General features: G+C 50.4%; 25 protein-coding genes and 2 other annotated features. Of the genes, 23 read left to right on the plus strand and 2 right to left on the minus strand.

What is annotated here, in order from left to right:
* Nucleotides 1–36: 36 nt before the first annotated feature.
* Nucleotides 37–699, minus strand: coding sequence for a hypothetical protein (locus tag HPY81_06495; GenBank protein ID NPV27089.1), 663 nt, complete (start codon nucleotides 697–699; stop codon nucleotides 37–39).
* Nucleotides 700–869: 170 nt separating this feature from the next.
* On the opposite strand from HPY81_06495, the gene HPY81_06500 reads away from it, so the two are divergent.
* Together HPY81_06500 and HPY81_06505 are read left to right on the plus strand one after the other, a co-directional pair.
* Nucleotides 870–1,160 (plus strand): hypothetical protein, encoded by a 291-nt coding sequence (locus HPY81_06500; protein ID NPV27090.1) that lies wholly within the window; start codon nucleotides 870–872, stop codon nucleotides 1,158–1,160.
* Nucleotides 1,157–1,681 carry a heme NO-binding domain-containing protein gene (locus tag HPY81_06505; protein ID NPV27091.1) on the plus strand — a complete coding sequence of 175 codons (525 nt, stop codon included), beginning with the start codon at nucleotides 1,157–1,159 and terminating at the stop codon, nucleotides 1,679–1,681. The genes HPY81_06500 and HPY81_06505 overlap by 4 nt, the downstream gene beginning before the upstream one ends.
* Before the next feature lie 97 nt (nucleotides 1,682–1,778).
* Here HPY81_06505 and HPY81_06510 read toward each other — a convergent pair whose 3' ends face one another.
* Nucleotides 1,779–2,591, minus strand: coding sequence for a 3-keto-5-aminohexanoate cleavage protein (locus HPY81_06510; GenBank protein ID NPV27092.1), 813 nt, complete (start codon nucleotides 2,589–2,591; stop codon nucleotides 1,779–1,781).
* Nucleotides 2,592–2,763: 172 nt separating this feature from the next.
* On the opposite strand from HPY81_06510, the gene ytxC reads away from it, so the two are divergent.
* The 21 genes from ytxC (at nucleotide 2,764) to HPY81_06615 (ending at nucleotide 25,510) form a co-directional block, all read left to right on the plus strand.
* The gene (ytxC, locus tag HPY81_06515; protein ID NPV27093.1) at nucleotides 2,764–3,666 is read left to right on the plus strand and encodes a putative sporulation protein YtxC; all 903 of its coding nucleotides are present in this window, start codon (nucleotides 2,764–2,766) and stop codon (nucleotides 3,664–3,666) included.
* A 132-nt stretch (nucleotides 3,667–3,798) separates the two neighbouring features.
* The gene (locus HPY81_06520; protein ID NPV27094.1) at nucleotides 3,799–3,978 is read left to right on the plus strand and encodes a DUF445 family protein; all 180 of its coding nucleotides are present in this window, start codon (nucleotides 3,799–3,801) and stop codon (nucleotides 3,976–3,978) included.
* Between the two features lies 1 nt (nucleotide 3,979).
* Nucleotides 3,980–4,402, plus strand: a complete 423-nt coding sequence (locus tag HPY81_06525; protein ID NPV27095.1) for a DUF445 family protein — start codon at nucleotides 3,980–3,982, stop codon at nucleotides 4,400–4,402.
* Nucleotides 4,403–4,467: 65 nt separating this feature from the next.
* Nucleotides 4,468–4,704, plus strand: a binding site (T-box leader).
* 172 nt (nucleotides 4,705–4,876) lie between these two features.
* On the plus strand, nucleotides 4,877–6,787 hold the full coding sequence (gene thrS / locus HPY81_06530) for a threonine--tRNA ligase (protein ID NPV27096.1): 1,911 nt from the start codon (nucleotides 4,877–4,879) through the stop codon (nucleotides 6,785–6,787).
* A 114-nt stretch (nucleotides 6,788–6,901) separates the two neighbouring features.
* Nucleotides 6,902–7,046 (plus strand) — a sequence feature (ribosomal protein L20 leader region).
* A complete protein-coding gene (locus HPY81_06535) occupies nucleotides 7,045–7,572 on the plus strand; it encodes a translation initiation factor IF-3 (protein ID NPV27097.1) in 528 nt (175 codons plus the stop codon). Its footprint overlaps the feature before it by 2 nt.
* Nucleotides 7,573–7,589: 17 nt before the next feature.
* Nucleotides 7,590–7,787, plus strand: a complete 198-nt coding sequence (gene rpmI / locus HPY81_06540) for a 50S ribosomal protein L35 (GenBank protein ID NPV27098.1) — start codon at nucleotides 7,590–7,592, stop codon at nucleotides 7,785–7,787.
* A gap of 38 nt (nucleotides 7,788–7,825) precedes the next feature.
* Nucleotides 7,826–8,185 carry a 50S ribosomal protein L20 gene (gene rplT / locus HPY81_06545; GenBank protein NPV27099.1) on the plus strand — a complete coding sequence of 120 codons (360 nt, stop codon included), beginning with the start codon at nucleotides 7,826–7,828 and terminating at the stop codon, nucleotides 8,183–8,185.
* A 148-nt stretch (nucleotides 8,186–8,333) separates the two neighbouring features.
* Entirely contained in the window at nucleotides 8,334–9,674 is a 1,341-nt protein-coding gene (locus HPY81_06550) for a Trk family potassium uptake protein (GenBank protein ID NPV27100.1), read from the plus strand.
* Nucleotides 9,675–9,687: 13 nt separating this feature from the next.
* Nucleotides 9,688–10,344: a TrkA family potassium uptake protein gene (locus HPY81_06555; GenBank protein ID NPV27101.1), complete on the plus strand. Its 657-nt coding sequence runs from the start codon at nucleotides 9,688–9,690 to the stop codon at nucleotides 10,342–10,344.
* Between the two features lie 38 nt (nucleotides 10,345–10,382).
* Nucleotides 10,383–11,201 carry an RNA methyltransferase gene (locus HPY81_06560; protein ID NPV27102.1) on the plus strand — a complete coding sequence of 273 codons (819 nt, stop codon included), beginning with the start codon at nucleotides 10,383–10,385 and terminating at the stop codon, nucleotides 11,199–11,201.
* A 476-nt stretch (nucleotides 11,202–11,677) separates the two neighbouring features.
* A complete protein-coding gene (gene pheS, locus HPY81_06565) occupies nucleotides 11,678–12,700 on the plus strand; it encodes a phenylalanine--tRNA ligase subunit alpha (protein ID NPV27103.1) in 1,023 nt (340 codons plus the stop codon).
* Nucleotides 12,701–12,761: 61 nt separating this feature from the next.
* The gene (locus HPY81_06570) at nucleotides 12,762–14,834 is read left to right on the plus strand and encodes a phenylalanine--tRNA ligase subunit beta (GenBank protein NPV27104.1); all 2,073 of its coding nucleotides are present in this window, start codon (nucleotides 12,762–12,764) and stop codon (nucleotides 14,832–14,834) included.
* 133 nt (nucleotides 14,835–14,967) lie between these two features.
* Nucleotides 14,968–15,276 (plus strand): cell division protein ZapA, encoded by a 309-nt coding sequence (gene zapA / locus HPY81_06575; GenBank protein NPV27105.1) that lies wholly within the window; start codon nucleotides 14,968–14,970, stop codon nucleotides 15,274–15,276.
* A 49-nt stretch (nucleotides 15,277–15,325) separates the two neighbouring features.
* Nucleotides 15,326–17,032, plus strand: coding sequence for a DNA polymerase/3'-5' exonuclease PolX (gene polX, locus HPY81_06580; protein NPV27106.1), 1,707 nt, complete (start codon nucleotides 15,326–15,328; stop codon nucleotides 17,030–17,032).
* Nucleotides 17,033–17,207: 175 nt separating this feature from the next.
* Nucleotides 17,208–19,103 carry a PrkA family serine protein kinase gene (locus HPY81_06585; GenBank protein ID NPV27107.1) on the plus strand — a complete coding sequence of 632 codons (1,896 nt, stop codon included), beginning with the start codon at nucleotides 17,208–17,210 and terminating at the stop codon, nucleotides 19,101–19,103.
* 17 nt (nucleotides 19,104–19,120) lie between these two features.
* Complete coding sequence (gene yhbH, locus HPY81_06590; GenBank protein NPV27108.1) at nucleotides 19,121–20,326, plus strand: sporulation protein YhbH; 1,206 nt, start codon at nucleotides 19,121–19,123, stop codon at nucleotides 20,324–20,326.
* Between the two features lie 17 nt (nucleotides 20,327–20,343).
* Nucleotides 20,344–21,738, plus strand: coding sequence for a SpoVR family protein (locus HPY81_06595; protein NPV27109.1), 1,395 nt, complete (start codon nucleotides 20,344–20,346; stop codon nucleotides 21,736–21,738).
* 52 nt (nucleotides 21,739–21,790) lie between these two features.
* A complete protein-coding gene (locus HPY81_06600) occupies nucleotides 21,791–22,558 on the plus strand; it encodes a DUF421 domain-containing protein (GenBank protein NPV27110.1) in 768 nt (255 codons plus the stop codon).
* A gap of 15 nt (nucleotides 22,559–22,573) precedes the next feature.
* Entirely contained in the window at nucleotides 22,574–23,527 is a 954-nt protein-coding gene (locus tag HPY81_06605) for a metalloenzyme (GenBank protein NPV27111.1), read from the plus strand.
* Nucleotides 23,528–23,606: 79 nt separating this feature from the next.
* Nucleotides 23,607–24,572 carry an NGG1p interacting factor NIF3 gene (locus HPY81_06610; GenBank protein ID NPV27112.1) on the plus strand — a complete coding sequence of 322 codons (966 nt, stop codon included), beginning with the start codon at nucleotides 23,607–23,609 and terminating at the stop codon, nucleotides 24,570–24,572.
* Nucleotides 24,572–25,510, plus strand: coding sequence for a U32 family peptidase (locus HPY81_06615; GenBank protein NPV27113.1), 939 nt, complete (start codon nucleotides 24,572–24,574; stop codon nucleotides 25,508–25,510). The genes HPY81_06610 and HPY81_06615 overlap by 1 nt, the downstream gene beginning before the upstream one ends.
* The last annotated feature ends 90 nt before the right edge of the window (nucleotides 25,511–25,600 follow it).

Genomic DNA, 25,600 nt, shown 5'->3' on the forward strand with positions numbered 1-25,600 from the left:
GCCCGACATGGGCGTTATTTCTTTGCGTCTATCTACTTATTTCCTGCCACGAAATTTAATCTTTGCTTCCACAACTTCGCCCACAATGGTTACCTCAGGCAGCGGAGCAACTATCGGCTGGTAAGCGGCATTTTCAGGCTTAAGAATAGCCAGGTTTCCTTGTCGATAGAACTTCTTGATCATTGGTTTCCCATCGACAATTACTAACCCAATCTGCCCATCTTCAAGGGTGGGCTGTTTGCGCACTAAGACCAGATCGCCGTCTTGAATTCGTGCGCCAATCATGCTGTCGCCCTTGACGCGGACAAAGAAATATTCTCCCCCCTTAACGTCTTTGGCCGGTACGTAATCGTAGCCAATAATTTGTTCTAGAACCAGCAATGGTTCACCAGTTCGTACCTCCCCATAGATAGGAACACGGGCCATTTCATCCACGGAAGGTGTCGCAGGTATAGATTGGTTGCCGCGTTCCAGGTAACCCGCAGCCACCATGAGATCCTCGTAGGTAATTTCATTATGGGCTTTATCGGCCAGTTTTTTGATTGTTGGCGGTAAAGGGGGTGAATCAACCAGTCCCCGGAGTAATCTGGAAATGTACCCGGGGTCAACTTCGCTTTGTAACCCATACTGATTAATCGAACGCTGGCCTTTAGCTATATTTAAAAGTCGGGCGAACTCGAATTTGTTGAATCTCTCCATCACACATCCTCCCAAATTTATCAAACTATATTGTAACCCGAATATTGCCAATAGACAATAAAGAAAGAGAAAAAAGTGTTGTTAACAGACAAAGAAAGGCTTGAGTGTTGCCCATAGACATGATATTATGGTATTGTCAATAGACAAAAGAGGGGGGGTGAAAATGTCTTGTGAAAATGAAAGTTAACGTGGATGCGTTACGCGAACTGATTAAACAAAAGTTCAATCAGTCTGTTCCTCAAGCCGCAGAAGCTTTTGGGATTGATTATTCGTATCTTTTTCGTGTTCTTTCAGGGGAAAAGGATGGCGGGCCAAAGCTTTTTGGGGGCCTGTTTAATTACTGTAATAACAATAATCTTAATTTTAATGACTATATTTTTTTAAATCAACCCTTGAATAATGGCAAAACAAAATTAAAGTCCAGTACTGGGGTGCAGTCTAAAATAGAGGTGGAAGAGTGAAAGGGGTAATTATAAGTTGTTTGCGGGATATGGTGGTCGATTATTATGGACTCAGTAAGTGGGAGGAAGTATTGGAAAGAGCCGGTTTAGATAGACAACATGTGTTCTTACTAACAAATAGCATTGATTTTAGGTTGGCCGTTCAGATTATTGCTTCGGCGTGTAAAGTGCTAAATTCTTCGTTTGAACAGATCATGGAAGCGTTTGGCGAATACTGGGTTAAGGTTTATGCTCCGAAATTGTATGGGTTTTATTTAAGAAACGTGAATTCGGCGAAGGACTTGATCTTACGGATTGACGAGATTCACCAGAAGGCTGCGCGCGATTTAACAAACACAAAACCGCCTAGATTCCAATATGAATGGAAGGATGATAAAACCCTAATCATAAAGTGTTTTTCTTCCTGGCGATTGGTTGATTTAGCAGTCGGGATTTTTAGAGGTGTCAGTAAACGTTATCAAGAGAACCTCCGGGTGGAAAAGATCGATAACCACCGAATAGAAATCGTCTTTCCCTTTTAATTTGATGCGGGGGTTAACAAAGAATTACAAAGAGACATCAAGAAACGCCTAGCTCCATTTGAAGGGAGCTAGGCGTTTCTTAGTTTTTTGTATTTATTTAAACAATCCCTAGAATTTTTCTGGCTTCTGCTGGAGAAGCCGCTTCGCGTTCGAGCTCACGCGCGATTCTTACAACTCTTTCTACAAGCTGGGCATTGCTTTCGGCTTTAATTCCTTTGCTGTAGTAGAGGTTGTCCTCAAAGCCGACCCGAACGTGCCCACCGAGGAGGATCGCCATGGTAGTCAACGGCAGTTCCCAGCGGCCGACTGCGGATAGTGACCAGGTTGATCCCGCTGGTAAATTGTCTACCATATAAAGTACATTTTTGAGTGACCCGGGAATCGATCCAGGCAAACCGAAAAGAAGATTAAAGTGCAGCGGGGGAGAAATTAGCCCCTGCTCGACCAGGGCCTGGGCGTTGTTGATTGCACCTACTTCCATCACATCAAGCTCGGGTTTCACACCGTATTCCCGCATCTTTTTGGCGGCCAGTTCCATGTAAGGTTTCGGGCTATAGAATACTTCGTCCTGGAAGTTAACTGTCCCTGCGATCAAGGTAGCCATTTCCGGCCTTAATGCAATGGGTGCTAAGCGGTCTTCAATCGAATCTTCAACGGTACCGCTGGTGGAAATTTGAATAATGATATCACAGCGTTGGCGAATCAGTTCTATTGTTTCTTTAAAGATTTCCAGATCATGAGTATCCTTACCCTGAGAGTCGCGCACGTGGAGGTGAACGATCGAGGCCCCTGCTTGCCAGGCCTGATAGACTTCTTCAGCAATTTCAGCTGGGGTCATAGGTAACCTGGGGTGGTGTTGCTTGGTACCCTTTTTCCCAGTGGGGGCGACTGTGATGATCAGTTTTTCCATCCATGACTCACCTTCTTTAGTTAAATTTAGTTAATTTCATAACCCTTATTATAGCATAGTTGGTGGGGATGTGATACCCTGGAAACCATCCTCATGGTACACGGCTGGTGATAACTGTATACTCAAAAAACTACCCACATATAATATTACTAACACGAAAGGGGGGATTTTGGTGACCGCAGGAATCTTGATTGGTTCAAGCAAATACGTTGAAGCTATCCGCGACAAACTCTACGGTGAGGTCAAAACCCTTCAAAATAATGGCTTTCAGGTTGTCCTCAATTCCAAAGAACGGGGAGAGTACACCTTTTTGGGGTGTAATATTATAAATCCAGGTGGGATTACCGATTACTCCAACGAGGAGTTGTTCTTACTCTTTAAACACTATATAGCCAACGTAGTTTCAGAAATTATCGTCAATTACTGGGAACCCATACTGATCAGGAAACTGATTAAGGAGCATTACCCATACTTCAGTGAACAGGAAAAAGAGAACTTGGCCCAGAAGACTTTGCGTTTCTTAAACCAGTGTGACGGTATCTCCGCCAATCAACTGGTTTATCAACTCGACCGCAAAAGCAAAATCTTGCATAAGGCCATCGATTACCTACATGCCAATAACGAAATAATTATCGATGGGTTCATTAATTTTCGTTTGAAAGAATACCTCAATGAGCTCCGTGAGGCGGTTGACATGGCCGTCGACGAGCTGATGATGGAAAAGGAATACAACGAGTTTGTCCGACTCTTACAATATTTTGTAGAAATCCAGGAACCTCGAATGGCTGAAATACACGTGGTTTTGCGTGCCTCCGGAATTTTTCAACTGTATGATGCAAAAGGCAGTCTTGTCAAAAGCGACTATCTTGAAGGGTTTGTCGCTGGCCTTGACAGCGAGATTAATTATGAAGACCTGCTGATCAGCGCCCTGATCACCATTGCCCCGCAGCGAGTAATCCTGCATTTCCATGAAAGCAACATGTACCTTGAATCAATGGTTACGATCAAGAATGTATTTGGTGATCGGGTGGGCATTTGTCCTGGATGTGATACCTGTCTTTATCAGCGCCAGTAAGGCTGGCCCCAACTGAACACCGAGACTAGGGGGGGTCGATTGTTTTCGACCCTTTTTGTGTGAATAAGTTGAAAATATGTTCTTATTTTGCTATATTCGTCCTAGATTGTAATGGTTTGGAGAAATAACACTATGCTGGTGCAGTATATTGCCATTCCGCTGATTAGTGCCTTGATCGGTTGGCTCACAAATGTGATTGCTATTCGTTTGTTGTTTCGGCCAGTTGAGCCCATCAAGCTGCCGCTGCTCAATTACGAATTACAGGGTTTGATTCCTAGAAGGCAGGCGGAGATAGCAAAAAAAAATCGGTGAAGTGATCGAAAACGACTTGCTTTCGGTCGATGATGTGCTCAACCGCTTTAACACGCCAGAGACGCAGGAGAAGGTTGCCCGAATCGCTAGCCTTATTATTGTTAGCCGCCTGGTGAGAAGTATACCGGCGTTTGTTCCGTCTTCTATAAGCAATCTGCTTGCTGAATCAATCCGGGCGATTCTGAATCGGGAAGCGCCAGCGCTAATTGAGCGAATAACCGGGCAAATAAGTAATTATTTGAGGTCGGAAGTCCACTTGGGGAAAATCGTGGAAGAGAAGATTTTAAGCTACCAACTTGATGAATTGGAGAACCTGGTCATCGCTGTGGCGCAGCGAGAATTTCGTCACATCGAATGGCTTGGTGGGGTGTTGGGTTTGTTGATTGGTTTAATGCAGGTGGGGATTATCTACCTGTTTCGTTGAGATTGACAAGCCAGCAGAAAAACCATATAATTAATGCCGAAAAGCTGGTAAAATATCATAATATAAGAACGGTAATGCTGAGGACGAGTACACTTATTGGCTTGCACCAGAGAGAAAGTGCCAGGGCTGAAAGCACTTTTTGTATTGGCCAAAGTGGAAAACCCCCTCAAAACCGCCTAGTAGAAAACCTTTGGGGTGAGTAAATGAGGCCGGCCGCCGCCGTTACCTGGCAATCGAGTGAGAAAACAGTTCTTTGTCTTCTAAACAGGGTGGAACCACGGGAGAAACCTCTCGCCCCTAACCGGCGAGGGGTTTATTTTCGTCTAGAAAACTATGCTTAAACTCTAGCTGTGGATAAGTTTCCTAAAGTAAATCGACAACCTGATATAGTCGACGAAGTCGATTTTCTTGTTTATGTAGGATGCGGTTGGCTAAGGAGTCGATAGAATTTTTATAAGTTGGGAGGAGTTAGCGTTGGAACAAGTCAAAATCCGTTTAAAAGATGGTTCAATCAGAGAGTATCCGGCGGGAGTGACCATTAGTCAGGTGGCTGCTGACATCAGCCGCGGTCTGGCCCAGAGGGCCCTAGTGGGTAAATACAACGGGATTCTGCGCGACCTGGACTGGCCGATTAAGGAAGACGGCGAATTGGAGATCATCACATTTGAGAGCGAAGAGGGACAGAGCGTCTACCGGCACAGTACTTCCCATATCATGGCGCAAGCTGTCCAACGGTTGTTTCCGGGCACCAGACTGGGGATTGGGCCGGCCATACAAAACGGTTTCTATTATGACTTTGACTCGGAGTATACCTTTACTCCTGATGACTTGGCGAGAATTGAACAGGAAATGGAAGCCATCATTAAGGCCGACTATCCTTTTATCCGTCAGGAGTTGAGTCGGGAAGACGCAATCCAGTTTTTTGCCGAGCGTGGTGAGAACTACAAGGTAGAATTAATCCGCGACCTGCCAGAAGAGGCAGTCATCAGCACCTATCAGCAGGGCGAGTTTGTTGACCTGTGCGCCGGTCCGCACGTCCCTTCGACCGGGAGGATCAAGGCGGTAAAACTGATGAACTTGGCTGGTGCATACTGGCGCGGGAGCGAAAAAAACAAGATGCTCCAGCGTATTTACGGGACTTCTTTCCCCAAAAAGGCTGAACTGGATGATTATTTGTACCGCCTGGAAGAGGCGAAACGGCGCGACCACCGTAAGCTGGGCGCTGAACTGCAGTTATTCACCATTATGGACGAAGGTCCGGGATTCCCGTTTTTCTTACCGAAAGGCATGATCATCAGGAATGAACTCGAAAACTTTTGGCGGACAGAACACCGCAAACGGGGTTATCAGGAGATCCGGACCCCGATCATCCTCAACCGGTCCCTGTGGGAGCGGTCCGGCCACTGGGATCACTACCGGGACAACATGTATTTTACGCAGATTGATGAAGAGGACTATGCGGTTAAGCCTATGAATTGCCCGGGTGGCATCCTGGTCTACAAAACCCAACTGCATAGTTACCGGGATTTACCGATTCGCTTAGGTGAACTGGGGCTGGTTCACCGACACGAAAAATCCGGGGTCTTGCATGGGTTGATGCGGGTCCGCTGCTTTACCCAGGATGATGCTCATATCTTTATGCTCCCATCCCAGATTACCGACGAGATCAAGGGTGTCATCGATCTGGTCGACGATTTCTATAAGATTTTCGGCTTTTCCTATCATGTGGAGCTTTCGACCAAACCCGAGAAGGCCATGGGTTCAGACGAGATTTGGGAGCGAGCGACCTCGGCCCTGCGTCAGGCTCTGGAGGAAAAGAGGATGCCATATGTGGTTAACGAAGGCGACGGCGCTTTCTACGGACCGAAGATTGACTTCCACCTCAAGGATTCCCTTGGTCGGACCTGGCAGTGCGGCACGATTCAGTTGGATTTCCTTATGCCCGAGAAGTTCGACCTGACCTATGTCGGTGACGATGGCCAGAAACACCGGCCGGTGATGATTCACCGGGTGATCTTTGGCAGCATCGAACGGTTCATTGGCATCTTGACGGAACACTATGCGGGTGCTTTTCCAGTCTGGCTGGCCCCGGTCCAGGCGAGAATCCTGCCGATCACGGAGCGGCATAGTAATTACGCCAACCAGGTTGCTAAACGATTGGAGGAAGCGGGCCTGCGGGTTGAGGTTGACGCGCGAAATGAGAAGACGGGCTTTAAGATTCGGGAAGGACAGTTAGCCAGGATCCCATACCTTCTGGTCGTCGGGGACAAGGAAATGGAAAGCGATACTGTCGCTGTCCGCCAGCGGGGGAAAGGCGACGTGGGGGTGATGCCCTTCGAGCGGTTTGTGGACCAGATTTTGGAGGAAATTCGTGAGAAAAAATAGGGGTTCCAGGGGATTCCACCGACGGTCTGCTGGTTCTGGAGAATTAGCCGGCAGAAAATGTTGACAATCTTTGGGGATTTGTGTATACTTTCTTCGAGAGAAAACTTGTATTAATGTATTAAGTAGAAGCCATCCGCTTCTCACCTTATGGTGCGGTTCCGCTACTGATAAGGTTTTTGGGCAAATATACAGCCATAAAAATGGTTTTCTTATTGCCTTTTTCAAGCGGGTGACTTTACACCTGCTTTTAATCTTTTATGGAGGTGACACTTATTAGCAAAGATTTGCGGATCAACGAGGATATCCGGGCCCGTGAGATTCGGCTGGTTAGTGAGACGGGCGAACAATTAGGAATAATGTCGGTGCGAGACGCGCTTAAAGTGGCTCAGGAAAAGGGCCTGGACCTGGTTGAAGTTGCTCCGACGGCCAAACCACCGGTTTGCCGAATTATGGACTACGGCAAGTTCAAGTATGAGCAGAGCAAGCGTGAACGAGAGGCGCGTAAGAAGCAACGGGTTATTAACATCAAAGAAATTAAGATGCGACCTAACATTGAGGAGCATGATTTCCAAGTAAAGGTCAAAAACGTGGCCAGATTTTTAGAAGATGGCGATAAAGTGAAGGTGACCGTAATGTTCAGAGGACGGGAAATCTCTCACGCTGAACTGGGCCAAGAACTGTGTGCCCGATTGGCGGAAGCGGTCAAGGATTTGGCTGCGGTCGAACGGGAGCCCAAAGTCGAGGGACGAAACATGATCATGATTCTCAGCCCGAAACACGATTAACGAGAGGAGGACTATTCGTGCCCAAAATTAAGACGCATCGTGGTGCTGCCAAGAGATTTAAGAAAACCGCAACTGGTAAGATCAAGAGGTCAAAAGCTTTTAAGAGCCATATCCTCGAGAAAAAGTCGGCAAAAAGAAAGCGTAACCTGCGCAAAGCCGGTCTGGTCAGTGCGGCTGATGCCAAGCGAGTCGTTCGATTAATTCCTTACCTATAATTTTAGTAATCGCGATAACAAGAGGGGGTTATATAGTCATGCCTAGAGTAAAAGGCGGCGTTACCAGCCATAGACGACATAAGAAGATTCTTAAATTGGCTAGAGGATACCGGGGCGCCAAGTCGAAGCTATACCGTACGGCGAAGCAGCAGGTAATGAAATCACTGAATTATGCTTACGCTCACCGCAAAGATAAGAAGAGTGATTTCCGCAAATTATGGATCGCGCGGATAAATGCCGCGGCTCGGCTGAATGGAATGTCCTACAGCCGGCTGATGTTTGGTCTGAAGCGAGCTGGGGTAGATATTAACCGGAAAATGCTGGCTGATCTAGCTGTGAACGATCCTTCTGCCTTCAACCAACTGGTCAGTATGGCCAAGGAAACACTAAACCAATAATTTGTATAAACCAGGTGACTTATATAGAAATTAAGTATGGTATGTCAAATACCATGCTTTTTCTTAGCCCAATTGTCTGGTGGTGGTACCGATGAATCGGTTGGTTTTTAGCCAGCGGGTGGAACATCGAGTTGGAGAAATCCGTCACATTCACAAGATCTTAGAACGTTTTACCCCAGCGCAAATTCTGGTGGCTGGTTTCGCGGGTTTGATCCTGATCGGGGCTCTATTTTTGACTTTACCTGTTGCGGCACGTAGCGGTCAGCCCACCCCGTTTCTCACAGCCTTGTTTACCGCCACTTCTGCTGTTTGTGTGACTGGCCTGGTGGTCGTAGACACAGGGACGCACTATACCGTTTTTGGTCAACTGGTGATCCTGGCCCTGATCCAGATGGGGGGATTGGGGATCATGACCATGACTACTCTGTTTGCTCTGGTGGTGGGGAAAAAGATCAACCTGCGCGAACGTTTGATCATGCAGGAGGCCCTGAACGCTCTAAGCCTGGAAGGGGTTGTTCGGCTGACCCGGAACATTATCAGCATGACGCTTCTGATTGAAGGGTTGGGGGCCATTGTTTTATCAATCCGCTTCGCTTACGATCTGGGTTGGGTAAAAGGGATTTACTTCGGTTTTTTCCACAGTATTTCTGCTTTTTGCAACGCGGGATTTGACCTGTTTGGCCCGGTATACGGCCCATTTTCCAGTCTGACCCACTATGTTGAAGATCCCGTTGTTTCCCTGACAATCCCCACGCTCATTATTCTAGGTGGATTGGGATTTTTCGTTCTGGGTGATGTGGCCCGTAACCGGCGGTTTTCCCGGTTGTCCCTGCACTCGAAAATGGCCATCGCTATCACTGCTCTGCTGATTTTGGTGGGCACAGCGCTGATCTGGCTCCTTGAGTCGAAGAATGCCATTGAGTCCTTGAGCCTGCTGGGTTCCGTGTTGTCGGCCTTTTTCCAGGCGGTGACACCGCGGACAGCTGGCTACAATACCCTGGATATATCGGCTTTGACCCAGGCTACGCAATTTCTGGTATTAATCCTGATGTTTATCGGTGCCTCACCCGGCGGGACCGGTGGTGGGATTAAGACAACCACCTTTGGGACTCTGGTTGTCGGGGCTTGGTCGGTGGTCGTGGGTAAGACCGATGCCGAGATTTTTGGTCGTCGCCTTCCGTCAGATGCTATTTTCAAATCTTTGGCCATCAGTTTATGGGCGGCTTCGCTGGTGACCGCTGTTACCATGATTTTGACTTTTACCGAACAGGCTGATTTTTTAATGGTTTTATTCGAAACCGTTTCGGCCTTCGGTACGGTGGGTCTCACCATGGGACTGACGCCTCGCCTGAGTGACATCGGCCGGGTATTAATTATTTTTACCATGTTCGCGGGCCGGGTTGGTCCACTAACCGTCATGCTGGCTATCTGGCAGCGCCAGCAGGCCGGGAAGTTCCGTTATCCGGAAGAAAAAATCATTGTTGGCTAGGAGGAAGGATTCAATGAAGAAGCAATTTGCGGTGATCGGCGTAGGCCGGTTTGGCAGCAGTCTGGCCCGGACACTGCACAAGATGGGCTACGAGGTCCTGGCAATTGATAATGATGAGCATGAAATTGAAGCGATCATGCACGACGTCACCCACGCCGTTCAGGTGGATGCACTGGATGTGGATGCCATGAAGGCCTTGGGAATCAGAAACTTTGACGTGGTCATCGTTGGGATCGGTAATGACCTGCAGGCCAGTATCCTGGTAACTGTGCAACTTAAAGAGTTGGGGGTTAAGTGCGTGGTCGCCAAAGCGATGAATGACCTCCACGGTAAGGTTTTAGAAAAGGTAGGCGCGGATAAGGTAGTCTATCCGGAACGCGATATGGGGGTGCGGGTAGCACACCACTTGGTGTCAGCCAATGTGATCGACCAGATTAACTTGTCGTCTGAGTATAGCATTGTTGAACTCCAAGCCCCGAAGAAAGTGGTTGGCTTATCGTTAGGGGAAGCCGATTTACGGGCCAGGTTTGGAGTAGTGGTCTTGGCGATCAGGCGAGAAAAAGAGATTATTGTTTCTCCCGGTGCTTCCGATGTTATTCAGGGAGGAGATATTTTGGTTGTTCTTGGCAATAACGACGACCTGGTAAAACTTGAAGTCGGTTGGGAATAAAACGAGAGTGAGCGGACTTGAAAAAGATCATTTATTCTATGAGTAATCCGTATATCAAACATCTACGCAACCTGGCTACCCGACGCGGGCGGGAAAAATGTGGGGAATTCCTGATCGAGGGGCTTCGGTTTGTTGAGGAGGCGCTGAGTTCGGCGCGAGTGCGTTCGGTGATTTATGCGGACAGGATTTTACAGCACGAGCGTGGTCGTCGGCTGATTGAAGTCGCCAAGTGCTTAGGGATTGATCTGGTGCCGGTGAAGGACCAGCTTCTGGCGTTGTTAGCCGATACGGAGACTCCGCAGGGTGTATTGGCCGTGGTCGAGCAATTCCATTGGACCTGGGATGACGTGCTGGGTCGAACCAGTATTCCTTTTTTATTAATCATTGATCAGTTGCGCGATCCAGGTAATCTGGGTACGATCATCCGGACTGCCGAAGCAGCGGGAGTAAGCGGGGTGGTGGTCTTAAAGGGCACGGTGGATCTGTACAATGCCAAGGTTCTCCGGGCCACCATGGGCTCAATTTTTCGTTTGCCGGTGCTGACCGAGGTTGAGCCAGCACAAATATGTTGGTTGAGAGAGCAGGGGATTAAACTGGTGGTGAGTGACCTGGAGACGGAACACCTCTATGATCAGGCGGACTACACCCAGCCGCTGGCGATAGTTGTTGGTAATGAAGCGCATGGTTGCCAGTCTGAACTCTGCCAAATAGCAGACCAGATTGTCAAAATTCCCCTGGCGGGACAGGTAGAATCGTTGAACGTGGGGGTGGCCACGGGAATTCTTTTGTATGAAGTGGCCAGACAGCGGCGGCTGGTCGGGAGCTCAGCTTGCCAAGGATGTGGCGGCGTGATATAATTTGGCTAAAAAAGACCCCAAAAAATCTCCTGGAGGGTGTTTAAACATGTTACCTGCCGACTTTTTTTGGAGGATCTTCGAAGCCACTGGTTCCATTGCCGCCTACATCATTTACAAACGATTGTTGTTGCAGTAGGTTGAGGTTTCAAATATTAAAATCGATGAAATGTGATGCGTGGGATAAGTAGCTAGGGGCAGCCTTCAGGGAGACGGTATCGTGACTGAAAGTACCGTTAGGTAAAAGCCCCTGGGGAAATTCACCCACAAACAGCGGACTGAACACACTGGACCCGGTGTTAAGTAGGTCTCGCCGGTTGATTCCGCCGTTAAGGGTAAGCCAGATCTATCGGTCTGGTTTGAGTGAATCGAGCAGAAAGATTAACTAGGGTGGTACCGCGGAAGACAAGCTTTCGTCCCTTCAGGGGAGGAAAGTTTTTTTTATGGTGTTTAAGCTTTATCGAAGGGGGTTTTTGCAAGTGTTAGAACAACTAGAAAAAATGCGGCAAGAAGCCGAGAAGGCAATTCTGTCGGCGGCAAACAGCGAGACCCTGAATGGATTGAGGATCAAGTACCTGGGGAAGAAAGGCGTCCTCACCCAGGTACTGCGGGGAATGGGAGCCCTGCCAGCCGAAGAACGCCCCCGGGTGGGACAGGTGGCCAACGCGGTTAGAAACGTCTTGGAAAACCTGCTGGCCCGGCGATTAGAAGAACTCAAGTTGTTAGAAAAACAGCGCCACCTCGAGCGGGAAACCATTGACGTTACTTTGCCGGGCCGAGTTTTTCAACTTGGTAAAAAACACCCGATCACCCAGGTGATGGATGAGATCAAGTCGATTTTTCTTGGGATGGGTTTTGAGATTGCTGAGGGGCCTGAAGTGGAACTGGACTACTATAACTTTGAGGCCTTGAACATCCCCAAGGAGCACCCAGCGCGCGACATGCAGGATTCATTTTACATTTCTTCTGAGATCCTTTTGCGTACCCATACCTCACCCGTCCAGGTACGCACGTTAGAGGCCAGGGTGCCATCCCTACCGGTCCGGATCATTGCCCCGGGGAAAGTCTACCGCCGGGATGATGATGCCACCCACTCCCCCATGTTCCATCAGGTAGAAGGGCTGATGGTGGACCGCCGGGTGACCCTGGCGGATCTGAAGGGGACGCTCTTAACCTTTGCCAGGCAAATGTTTGGCCCTGAGCGGGAGATCCGCCTGCGGCCAAGCTTTTTCCCCTTTACTGAACCAAGTGCTGAGGTTGATATTTCGTGTATGATGTGTGGTGGGGTGGGTTGCCGGGCCTGCTCCCACACTGGCTGGTTAGAGATTTTGGGGGCGGGAATGGTCCACCCGCGGGTGTTTGAAATGTCCGGTTATAACCCTGAGGAGGTCAGCGGTTTCGCTTTCGGGTTGGGGGTCGAACGAATCACTATGCTGAAGTACGGGATCGATGATCTGCGGCTGTTTTTCGAAAACGATTGGCGGTTCCTGAAGCAGTTCTAGCCGGTGATAAAGGTTGTGTGTACACCTTGAGCGAAGAAATATTTCGTGAGGAGTGAATCGAATGCGCGTTTCCTACAAGTGGTTAAAGGACTACGTTGATATTGCCCTTAGCCCGCCGGAACTGGCCCGGCGGTTGACGATGGCCGGCCTGGCTGTCGAGAACATTGAGCCGTTGGGAGCAGATGATTATATCCTGGAATTTGAACTTACCCCGAACCGGGCGGATTGCTTGAGTATCATTAACATCGCCAGGGAAATTGCGGCGATCACCGGTGGCCAGTTGCATTTGCCGACCATCTCGGTCAATGAGGGGGAAGGGGATATTCATAGGATGGCGGCCGTTGAGATCCTGGCACCCGACCTGTGTCGGCGTTACGCAGCCCGGGTGGTGAAAAATATCAAGATCGGTCCGGCGCCGGCCTGGATGCAGGAGCGTTTGCAGGCGGTCGGGGTGCGGCCCATCAACAATATCGTTGATATCACCAATTATGTGATGCTGGAGCTGGGCCAACCGCTCCACGCGTTTGACTACGATCTGTTGGCGGAACACCGGATTGTTGTCCGGCGGGCAGCTGAGGGAGAAAAAATAACCACCCTCGATGGGGTTGCCCGGAAACTAGATGGCGAGATGTTGGTTATCGCTGATGCGCGCCGGCCGGTGGCCCTGGCTGGTGTAATGGGAGGGTTGGAAACAGAAATCACCGACCAGACCCGAACAATTTTACTCGAGTCGGCCTACTTTGAAGGGGTGAACATCCGGCAAACATCCCGCAAAGTGGGATTGCATTCCGAGGCTTCGTTCCGCTTTGAAAAGGGAGTGAACCTGGAAGGAGCGGTTCGTGCGGCAGACCGAGCGGCGCAGCTGATCCAGGAACTAGGGTTTGGGGAAGTGGTTCCGGGGGTAATCGATGAGTATCCCCGCCCGGCTGAACCGATTGAGATAAACTTACGCGTTTCCCGGGTGAACGAAATCCTTGGGACCGATCTCAACCAGGCCGCGGTAGTGGAAATTTTCTCGCGCCTTCAGTTTGAGCTAACGGTGGTGGACGAGAACCTGATTAGAGTGAAGATCCCATCTTACCGCTGGGGGGATCTACGTTGGGAAATTGATTTGATTGAGGAAGTGGCCAGGTTGCGCGGTTATGACCAGATCCCTGTCACTTTACCAGAGGGCAAGGTGACTCAGGGACGGCAGACTTTTGCGCAAAAACTGATCAACCAGTGTCGGGAACTGCTCACAGCTTGTGGACTGAATGAGGTGATTACTTTTAGTTTTGTCAGCCCACGGGTTTTTGACTTGATCAAGCTGCCTGATACCAGTCCGCTGCGTCAGGCGGTGGTAATCACCAACCCGCTCAGCGAAGAACAGAGTATTATGCGGACGACTTTAATTCCTAACCTTCTTGAGGTTTTGCGGCGTAATACCAGTCGTCAGCAGTCTAACCTGGCCTTTTTCGAGCTCGGGAATGTGTTCTTTCCCAGCGGCAGTTCGGTGGCCCTGCCTAAAGAAACTATGACGGTCGCCGGCGCGGTCCTGGGAGAGCAGTGGGTTGGTTGGAGCGGTAAACCTGTGATCAGGGATTTCTATTACTTGAAGGGAATTGTCGAAGCTTTTTTGACCGGAATTGGTTTACAGAATTATTCTTTTGCTCCGCAAGTCAATGAACCTACTTTCCACCCCGGCCGGACGGCGGAGATTATTGGAGCAGAAGAAGTGATCGGGGTGATCGGCGAGGTTCATCCCGATGTCCTGGAAAACTACAATCTGCCAGGCCGGGCCTGTGTTTTTCAAATTGACCTGGAGCGGGTTATCCAGCATGTCCAGACCGCGAAACGTTACACAGCCTTACCAAAATATCCGTTCATCGACCGCGACATGGCGATGCTGGTCAAGGAAGAGGTCCTGGCGGATCAAATTGCTCGGGTCATCGCGGCCAATGGGCAGCCCCTGTTGAAACAATTCAACCTGTTTGATGTTTACCGTGGGACCCAGGTACCGCCGGGATATAAGAGTTTGGCCTATACGCTGATTTATCAGGCGGAGGACCGTACCCTGACTGACGAGGAAGTTAATCAACAACACGATCGGATTAAACAGGCGTTGCAGGCTGAGTTGGGAGTAGAGTTCAGATAACTCATTTTTCTGGTAATTCCGGTTCAATCCCTCTAAAAAACAGGATATTTGTCTTCACATGCAGAATATAGCCGGGAGTAGACTTGATTGTCGAAAGTAGCCCTGCTTGTTTTTCGCTACAAGTGTCAAGAAAATGCTGACATTGAGTCGGAGGGAATTGGAAGTGAGTGATTTGCCGGAAGTAAAAGACAGCAAAGCCCGGGTGATGGTGAAGATTTTCGGGGAAGATTATGTTGTCAAAGGGCCGGTGACCCGCGAGTACATTGAGATGCTGGCTGCCTATGTTGACAAACGGATGCGGCAGATCAGCCAGCGTAATCCCCAACTATCAGGGGCAAAAGTGGCCGTGTTAACGGCGCTGAACTTGGCGGATGAGCTGGTCAAATTGCAAGAGGATTATGACAGTCTGATTAAGCTTATTGAGGAAGAAAAGGGTAAATAGCCACGCGATAATAGGTAGAATACAGGTAAATGGTTTCGGGAGCGATACCATGAGGAACGTGGAAGTGGCGTGGGTCCTGGCGGAAATGGCTGATTTGATGGAAATTCTGGGCGAAAATATCTATAAAATTCGGGCCTACCGCAAGGGTGCCCAGTCCATCGAGAACCTGGAGGAAGACATTAACCAGTTAAATTCAACCGGCCAGCTGGAAAAAGTTGACGGTATTGGCAAGAAGTTGGCCAATAATATTCGGGAATTGCTTACTACTGGCACTTTCCCAGAATATGAGGAGATAAAACAGCGGGTCCCCCGCGGGCTCCTCAATTTTCTGGCTATTCCCGGCCTGGGGCCAAAATCTGTCCAGTTGATTTATCAGCACCTGGGTATAACCAGCCTGGATGAACTGGAGGAGGCGGCACGGAGCCGAAAAATTCGCCAACTGCCAGGGATGGGCAGTAAAACTGAACTGGCCATTCTGCGTGGTATTGACCTCTTGCGTAACCAGGGAGCCAGAGTTACCCTGGGGATTGCTGACCCGATCGCCGAGGAACTGACCGGTTATCTTTCTACTTTGCCAGATGTTGAGCGGGTTAGTATCACGGGGAGTTTGCGCCGCCGCCAGGAGTTGGTTGGGGACATCGATTTACTGGTGGCTTCCACTAAACCCGCACGGGTCCGGGAGGTTTTTGTCAAACACCCGCTTATTCAAGAAATTGTATATGAAGAAGGCGACCGACTGGTGGTGTTGACCACAGGGGGGGCCAGGTGCGAGTTGTTACTGGTCGCGCCGGCGCAATTTTTTCCTACCCTGCTGTGGTCGACGGGTTCAAAGGGTCACTACCAGGCTTTGCAGCAGATTGCCCTGGAGCAGGGGAGCGGGCTTGACCTGACCGGGCTGGGCGGTATGGCCCCAAAAGAGTGGCAGAGCGAAGAAGACATTTATCGCCAGTTGGGCCTTGATTATATTCCGCCAGAACTCAGAGAAAACCGAGGAGAGATTGAGGCGGCCCGCCGTGGGCAGTTGCCTGATCTGTTAGAACTGGAACACATTCGGGGAGACTTGCATGTTCACACCGATTGGAGCGATGGGGTCCACAGCCTGGAGGAGATGGCGGAAGCCGCTCAACACCGGGGGTATGAGTACCTGGCGATCACTGATCACTCCAAGTCCCTGGCTATCTCGCGGGGGCTCAATGAGGAACGCTTGATGTACCAGCGGATTAAGATTGAGAAGCTGAATGAGGAATTTAAGGATTTTCGCCTGCTCAGCGGCATCGAAGTCGACATCCTAAGCAACGGGGCGCTTGACTTTTCTGACGATGTATTATGCGACCTGGACGTGGTGATCGCCTCGGTTCACACTGGTTTTAAACAGGAGCGCGAGCAGTTGACTGAACGAGTAGTGGCTGCGCTGAAAAATGAGCATGTAGACATCTTGGCCCATCCGACCGGCCGGCTCTTGGGGCGGCGGGAACCATACGCTTTAGACGTGGAGCGGGTCTTGGAGGTGGCGCGTCAAACTGGGACCATCCTGGAAATCAACGCTTCCCCGGACCGTCTGGACCTGGGCGACGCGCATTGCCGTCAGGCGAAAAATTTAGGGATCACCATGGCCATTAACACGGACGCCCATGACTGGCGGCGGTTTGATGATATGAAGTACGGGGTGGCCACTGCCCGCCGCGGCTGGCTAACCAAGGAGGATGTCTTGAACACCCTGCCGCTGGACAAGTTGCTGAAACGACTCGGAAGGTAGCCAATCCCGATGTTAGCCCAACAAAAAGGTTGGGTTCTTTTTTTATGCCCCGAATCATACATATGCCAATTCTCCATAATCAGACAATTACGGTATATTCCTGGATGATCTGGAAATACTAGTGACAGTGAGGAGTTTAACGAAACCACAGGTCGATAAAGGGGGAATCAATAAGATGAATCTAATGGGACTTCTGGAGGAGCATCGTTCAAAAGAACAAGAGTTAGCCTGGCAAGGAACGTTCAAAGAGTACTTCGAAATGGTCGTTAAAAACCCCGGCCTGGCGCAGCATGCCCACGCCCGGATCTATAACATGATCAAAGCCGCCGGTGTTGAGGAGATCAATGGGATCAAACACTACCACTTTTTCGAAAAGGAGATTTTTGGACTTGAGCAGGCCCTGCAGCGTTTGGTCGAAGAGTATTTTCATCCGGCGGCCCGACGGCTGGATGTGCGCAAACGAATCCTGCTGCTGATGGGGCCAGTCAGCGGTGGTAAGTCAACGATTGTGACCATGTTGAAGCGCGGTTTGGAAGCGTACAGTCGGACCGATGAGGGTGCCCTTTACGCCATTAAAGGTTGTCCTATGCACGAGGAGCCGCTACACCTCATCCCCAAGGAACTTCGTCCCGAGGTGGAAAAAGAGTTCGGCATTACGGTGGAAGGCAACCTCTGCCCGTCGTGCCGGCTGATGCTGCACAGCCAGTACAAGGGTCGTGTTGAGGATGTGGTGGTTCAGCGGATTTTTATTTCCGAAGAGGACCGGGTCGGAATCGGGACCTTTAGCCCCTCGGACCCGAAGTCCCAGGATATCGCCGATCTCACTGGCAGCATCGATTTTTCTACGATCTCCATCTACGGTTCAGAGTCTGACCCCCGGGCCTACCGCTTCGACGGAGAATTGAATAAAGCCAACCGTGGTTTGATGGAGTTTCAAGAGATGCTCAAATGTGACGAGAAGTTTCTCTATAATCTCCTCAGTCTTTCTCAGGAGGGGAATTTCAAGGCGGGGCGGTTCGCTCTGATTTCCGCTGATGAAATGATCGTGGCCCACACCAATGAGACGGAATACCGGTCGTTTATCAGCAATAAGAAGAATGAGGCCCTGCATTCCCGGATTATCGTGATGCCGATTCCCTATAACCTCAAGGTTTCGGATGAGGTCAAGATCTACGAAAAATTAATTAAACAGAGTGACCTGAAGGATGTGCACATTGCCCCGCACGCCCTGCGGACGGCCGCGATGTTCTCTGTTCTGACCCGGCTGAAAGAATCCAAGAAACAGGGGATGGACCTGGTCAAAAAGATGAAGCTCTACGATGGAGAAGAGGTCGAAGGCTTCAAGCAAAAAGATTTGCGCGAACTGCAAAATGAAGTGGTTGGTGAAGGGATGAGCGGTATCGATCCCCGGTATGTTATCAACCGTCTTTCCAGTGCCCTGATCCAGCGCGGTGCGGTTTGCATTAATGCCCTGGACGTCCTGCGTGCCCTCAAGGACGGATTTGACCAGCACCCGTCGATTACCAAGGAAGAAAAAGAGCGCTACTTTAATTTCATTGCCGAATCAAGGAAAGAGTACGACGAAATTGCCAAGAAGGAGGTACAGAAGGCGTTTGTTTACGCCTATGAAGAATCAGCCCGCACCCTCTTCAACAACTATCTGGACAACGTCGAGGCCTACTGCAACGAAGTGAAGCTCAAGGATCCGATCACTGATGAGGAGGTTGACCCGGACGAAAAACTGATGCGATCCATCGAAGAACAGATCGGGGTAGCGGAAACGGTAAAGAAGAGTTTCCGGGAGGAGATCCTGATTCGCATTTCTTCGTACGCTCGCAAAGGGAAACGCTTCGACTACAATTCGCACGAGCGGTTGCGTGAGGCGATCGAAAAGAAATTGTTCGCCGACCTGAAGGACGTAGTCAAGATTACCACCTCGACCAAGACCCCGGATGCGGAACAACTGCGGCGGATTAATGAAGTCACGGCCAGACTGATTGATGAGCACGGATATTGTCCGGTCTGCGCCAACGAGTTGTTAAAATACACGGGAAGCTTGCTTAACCGATAGTGTTGGAGGGAAGAACGATGAGCTTGGCGTCCTTTAGTATTTCTCAAGAGGATTGGACGCTGCACCGACGGGGGCAGATCGACCAGCAACGCCACCAGGAGAAGGTTAGGGAGGCGATCAGAAAAAACCTGGCTGACATCGTCAGCGAAGAAAGCATCATTACCGCTGATGGGGATAAAATCATCAAGATCCCCATCCGTTCCCTGGAGGAGTACCGCTTCCGCTTTAACCACAATAAACAGACCCACAGCGGCCAGGGTAATGGTGACAGCCAGGTTGGTGATGTGCTGGATGCGGACCTGGAAGTGGGCACCGGCACGGGGAGGAAGGCGGGTGAAGAGCCCGGGGTCGATTACTACGAGGCGGAAGTGACGATTGACGAGTTGGTGGAGTTGGTTTTCGAAGACCTGGGCCTGCCAAACTTGGAACCCAAGAAGGACCCAGAGTTGTCTACGGAAGCCGTCACTTTTAACGATGTGCGCAAAAAAGGCTTGATGAACAATGTGGACAAAAAACGGACGATACTAGAAACTATCAAGCGTAACGCTTTAAGCGGTGTGCCGGGCTTGCACCCAATCAAGCCGGAAGACCTGCGGTATAAGACCTGGAATCTAACGCTTAACCCGCAGTCGAGCGCCGTGGTGCTGGCGATGATGGACACATCTGGTTCAATGGGGACGTATGAAAAGTATCTGGCCCGCAGCTTTTACTACTGGATGGTCAAGTTCCTCCGCACCAAGTACCACCAGGTGGAGATCGTCTTCCTGGCCCACGACACCCAGGCGCGGGAAGTGACGGAGGAAGAATTCTTCAGCAAAGGAGAAAGCGGGGGGACTAGATGCTCTTCCGTGTATCAGTTGGCCCTGGAGATTATTGACGAACGTTACGACCTCAACACCCACAATATCTACGCTTTTCACTTTTCGGACGGGGACAACATGTTTTCGGACAATCAGCTCTGTATGGAACTGATTGGCCGGTTATTAGAGAAGTGCAATCTGGTAGGTTATGGCGAAATCAGGCTGGATAACGATAGCGAGTTTGCCAGCTACTACGACCCGTTTTATTCCATGCCGGTGGTGGCCAACCCGTATACGCTCAAGAACTCTTTAAGCGAGATCAAGAACCCTCGACTGCTGGTGGAGACGATTTCGAGCAAAAACGATATCTACCCGACCCTTAGGGCGTTCTTTCGTGAAAACAGTGCATCAATCGCGGTATAGAACGGGAGGGAAAAAAGTTGCTTAACGCCGAACTGCAACAGTTGGAAAAAGAAATCACCCGGATTAGGGATAAGGCCAGCGAGTTTGGCCTCGATTTTTTTGACATGCGGTTTGAAATCTGTCCTGCCGAAGTGCTTTATACTTTTGGGGCTTACGGGATGCCGACCAGGTTTTCACACTGGAGTTTCGGTAAGGCTTACCACCGTTTAAAAACCCAGTATGATTACAATTTGAGCCGGATCTATGAGCTGGTGATCAACTCTGATCCCTGTTACGCCTTCTTGCTCGATACCAATTCACTGATCCAGAACAAACTGGTGGCGGCGCACGTTTTTGCCCACAATGATTTTTTTAAAAACAACTGGCGTTTCCGCAATACTTCCCGTTGGATGGTAGAGAGTATGGCCAGCAGTGCCGAGCGGATTCGGCGTTATGAAATCCAGCACGGGCGGCAGACAGTGGAGGCTTTTCTGGACGCGGTCATGTCGATCAGTGAGCATGTGGATCCGTTTGGGAGAGCAAAGAAGCAGCCGGTAACGGAAAAAGAAACGCTTCTGCCAGTCAGCCCTTACGAGGATCTCTGGTCGATCGGGGTCAAGGAGCCGGAGAAGACGGCCACCAAGGTCAAAAAGATTCCCGCAGAACCGGAGCGAGACCTGCTATTGTTTATTATGGAGCATGCCCGGGATCTGGAGGACTGGCAACGCGACATTATTTCGATCCTGCGGGATGAGATGCTGTATTTCCGCCCCCAGATGGAAACCAAGATCATGAACGAGGGATGGGCGACATACTGGCATGTTCGGATCATGCGGGAAATTGACCTGTCCGATGAAGAAATGCTGGAATTTGCCCGCATGCACGCGGGGGTTATTCATCCATCCCGGCTGTATATCAATCCTTACCTGCTGGGATTGAAGATTTTCGAGGATATCGAGCGGCGCTGGGACAATCCCAGCGAGGAGGAGCGAAAGAAATATGGCCGGCCAGGTGGGGAAGGACGACAGAAAATTTTTGAGGTGCGGGAAACGGAGACCGATGTTTCCTTTATTCGCAATTACCTGACCAAAGAACTGGTGGAGGAGCTCGACCTGTACCTGTATAAAAAAGTGGGTTACCAGTGGAAGGTTGTGGAGAAGGATTGGGAAAAAGTGCGGGATGGAATCGCGGAGAGTCTGACCAACTGTGGGATCCCTTATATCGTGGTCATCGACGGGGATTACAATCGCAGCGGAGAGTTATACTTAAGACACGAGTACGAAGGGGTTGAGCTCGACAGCATTCACGCGCATAAAACCCTAGAACACCTCTACACCCTTTGGGGTCGCCCGGTACACTTGGAAACAGTTTTTGATAACCGCAAGTATTTACTCAGTTATAATGGTAAAAACCCGTTTAGAATAGCGATATAAATGCCATCTATCTCAACTGTACAGCACAGCCTTTGGGGGTAGGGAGACAGAGATGATTGGTTATATCCTTCGGGCCATCACCATGTACTTTTTGGCTTTGGTGATTGTCAGGTTCATGGGTAAGCGCGCGCTCGGTGAACTTGGTCTATTTGATGTTGTGGTCATGACCGGCTTCGGGCAGATTCTGGCGTCAGTCGCGCTAGACCCGCGAATTCCCCTCTATGAGGGGATTGCTGTCCTGCTCACCCTGGGCGTCCTGGAGTATGGTCTGGGGTATATTTCCCTTAAAGACTATCGTTTGGCCCGGTTGATCTCCGGTCGGCCGGTGGTAATGGTCGACAACGGTGAAATTATTCGGGAAAACCTGGCGCGCGAGAAGTTTAATTTGGATGACTTGCTGCAGGAACTGCGTAAACAGGGAGTGCGGGACATCCGCGATGTGCAAAAGGGTATCCTGGAGCCCTGCGGAGGTTTCAGCGTTATTCTGAAAGAAGAAGCCGAACCGGCCACCCGGAAGGACTTGGGGATCCAGGCTGTCCCCAACCGAGATTATCTGTTAACCTATGAAGATTTTCCGCGCGGTGTTGTTTTTGACCGCCTAGCGAAAAAGTCACCGGATGAACCAAGCGTTGCTGAACCCTCATTTTTTATCCCGTCTAGTCAGATCGAGATTACTGAACAGGTCAGTAAGATGGAATCCCATTTGGAACAATTGTTAATGGTCGTGCGCAATCTCCAGGCGGAATTGAGAACCATCAAGGAAGGAACGCAGATTTCTCAACCTTTGCCGGGTAGCCCCAGCGAATCTGCCCAAACTTAAACAAAAAGTGATATAATGATAACCATGAACCATCTCCAGAAAGAAATAGGGTTGGTGGATATGCGTGTCTTAATGATCTTTATTGATGGTTTTGGTTTGGGCGAAAGGGATGAGACGAAAAATCCATATGTTCGCGCCAGAACGCCGACCCTTGACCGCTTGCTTGGTGGTCACTGTTTGTATCAGGATGTGGGGATCGTGGTGGGGCCGCTGGCCGTTATGCTGCCGACTGATACCACGCTGGGGGTGCCCGGCCTTCCCCAGAGCGCAACTGGGCAAACCACCCTCTGGACGGGAATTAACGCTGCTCAAGTGGTCGGCTACCACGTCAATGCCTACCCGACCAAAACTCTGCGGGAGCTTTTGAGCAGCCACAGCATTTTCAAAGTCGTAACTGAGCGGGGAAAGAAAGCTACCTTTGCCAACGCTTTTCGTCCCCAGTATTTTGAACTGGCCGCGCAAGGGAAAGCCAGGAATTCAACCTCAACCCAGGCCACCCTGAGCGCCGGTTTGCCTCTGCGGACTTTTGACGACCTGGCGGCGGGGAATGCCATTTATCAGGATATCACCAATGAGTTGCTCCGGCTCTGGGGTTTTGACCTGCCGCTGATTGAGCCGGAACTGGCCGGGACCAGGCTGGCCAGGATAGCTGATGACTACGATTTTACCTTGTTTGAGTACTTTCAAAGCGACCGGGCCGGCCACCGGGGGGATTTAAAGAGAGGGATGGAGATCATCGAACTTCTGGACCGTTTCCTGGGGGCAGTGATCGCAGAAACAAACTTGAGCCAGAGCCTGATCATCGTGACGAGTGATCACGGTAACCTGGAAGATATTTCGGTTGAGACCCACACCTTAAACCCGGTTCCGACGATTTTAATTCAGGAGAATATTGTTGCTAATTACCCTGTCATCACGTCGCTGACGCAGATTAATGACTATGTCTTGCAGGTGATCGACAGGGCGTAACGCTAAAAGAGACGTGCCTTATTTCACCGATGGTACAGCCAGATTTCCAGAAATAATGAGGACGGAAGGAGAGATAGTAATGAAATTGGCAGAGATTTATCAACTGGCTATTCGTTTGGGAAGGCAGACTGACCCGCGAGGTGAAGCTGAACTCAAGCAGTTGTTGGAGCGGCTGCATAAAGAATACGAAGAAATGAAAGAGGACGAACGGGGCGATTTTGACACAGAAAAACTGACCAACCCATTCAGTGACACCCGGATTTTGCTGGGTGATCCGGAACAGGAGGTTAAAGCGGTGCTGGTGGGCATCGACATCGAGGTGGGGGAAATTCTGCTGGCTGACCGCTTGCGTGAGAACGGCCAACAGGTTGATTTGATCCTGGCCCATCACCCCGAAGGAAAAGCCCTGGCCGCCCTCCATGAGGTGATGCACCTGCAGGCTGACGTTCTCCACCAGTTGGGTGTGCCAATCAACGTGGCCGAGGGTTTGCTGGCCAGCCGGATCACCGAGGTCAAGCGGGGGCTAATGCCGTTAAACCATAACAAGACGGTTGACGCCGCCCGTCTTTTAGGGTTCCCGTTGATGTGCGTCCACACCCCGGCTGATAATCTGGTTACGGCTTATCTTAATAAATTTTTTACTGAGAAGTCTCCCCGAACGGTGGCTGATGTGGTCAAGGCCCTGAAGGAAATTCCCGAGTACCGCTCTGCGGCCCGCATGGAGGTTGGTCCCCAGGTCATTTTAGGAGAGGGTAAAAACCGGGCGGGTAAGATTTTTGTGGATATGACCGGTGGTACCAGCGGGGCGGAGAAGGCTTACGAAAAGCTGGCTGATGCCGGGGTCGGAACGATTGTGTCTATGCACATGACCGATAAACACCGGACAGAGGCGGAGAAACACCACATTAATGTGGTGATTGCTGGCCACATGGCTAGTGATTCCCTGGGGATGAACCTCTTCCTGGATCACCTGGAAGCAGCAGGGTTGACCATTGTTCCCTGTGCGGGTTTGGTTAGGGTGAAGCGTGATCTTGAGGTGAGATAATGGCGATCCGACCAGAGTTGTTGGCCCCGGCGGGGGGGATGGAGGCCCTGATTGCCGCTGTTGCCAACGGGGCTGACGCCGTTTATTTAGGTGGAAAAATGTTCAGTGCGCGGGCGTATGCGGCTAACTTTGACCAGAAAGAGCTGAGGGTAGCGATTGAACACGCCCACCTTCGTGGAGTCAAGATTTATGTCACGGTGAACACCTTGCTCGACAACGGGGAACTGGCTGAAGCCCTGGATTACCTGCACTTTCTCTACGAGGTCGGGGCTGATGCCGTGATTGTCCAGGACTTAGGGCTGATCAAACTGGCCCGCCAAGCCTTGCCAGAACTGCCACTGCACGCCAGCACACAGATGACAGTACACAACGCGGAGGGGGTCCGCTTCCTGGCTGAGCACGGGATCAAGCGGGTGGTCCTGGCCCGCGAAGTTTCTCTGGAGGGAATCCGGGAGATTCGTCAACAAACTGCTCTGGAGTTGGAGGTGTTCGTCCACGGCGCCCTATGTATTTGCTATTCGGGACAGTGCTTGATGAGCAGCTTGATCGGCGGACGGAGCGGCAACCGGGGCCGGTGTGCCCAGCCCTGCCGATTAGGGTATGCGCTGGTTAACGCCAGCGGGAGAAAATTGACCTCAGACCAGCAAGTTGGCGCGTACCTGCTTAGCCCGCGCGATCTGAACCTGATTTACCACCTGCCGGCGCTGATGGAAGCGGGGGTCAGTGCCTTGAAAATTGAGGGGCGCATGAAGCGGGCCGAGTATGTCGCCACTGTTGTTAGGATCTACCGGCAGGCTATCGACCGCTGGCTGGCCAGTCCTGAAGACTGGCGGGTTTTTCCCGCGGAGGAAAGTGAGCTTTATCAGATCTTTAATCGTGAGTTTACCCCGGGATATTTATTTGAGCCTTTTGCAATTTTCCAACACTTGATTTACTAAGGATTTTAGGGCCATAAAAAAGGACTTCACCCCAATTTGGAGAAGTTTTCAAGTAACCAAACCGAAAACCCCATAAAGGAGTGAAGTCAC

This window comes from Bacillota bacterium (genome assembly GCA_013178045.1).
In the GTDB taxonomy this organism is placed as follows: domain Bacteria; phylum Bacillota; class Ch66; order Ch66; family Ch66; genus Ch66.